This window comes from Agrobacterium sp. DKPNP3, assembly GCF_052686535.1.
In genome coordinates, this window is sequence record NZ_JBQYSN010000195.1 from 1 (window position 1) to 246 (window position 246).

General features: G+C 49.2%; 1 protein-coding gene. It reads left to right on the forward strand.

Annotation, left to right across the window (positions count from 1 at the left end; translation table 11 throughout):
- On the forward strand, window positions 1-202 hold a 202-nt coding region (locus tag ACUTJJ_RS25065), incomplete at its 5' end, for a hypothetical protein (protein ID WP_445543788.1).
- Between the last annotated feature and the right edge of the window lie 44 nt (window positions 203-246).

Sequence of the window (246 nt, forward strand, 5' to 3'; positions counted from 1 at the left end):
ATCCAGACCCCGCAAGCTTCGCCGCCCACGTTTCTCTTTCTTCTCATATTCAATTGTCAAAAAACAGACCACTCAACGCAGTCACAAAATCAAACCCCCGAAACCAAATGGCCTCGAAACCAAACAAGCAACCAGCTCATTCCTTGATTTTCTCAGAACGAAAGACTTCGTCGCCAGCAGCGCCGCCGCCCTCGTTCAGTGAGCGGACTTATAGGAGAACCACACCAAACAAGTCAACACACCAAA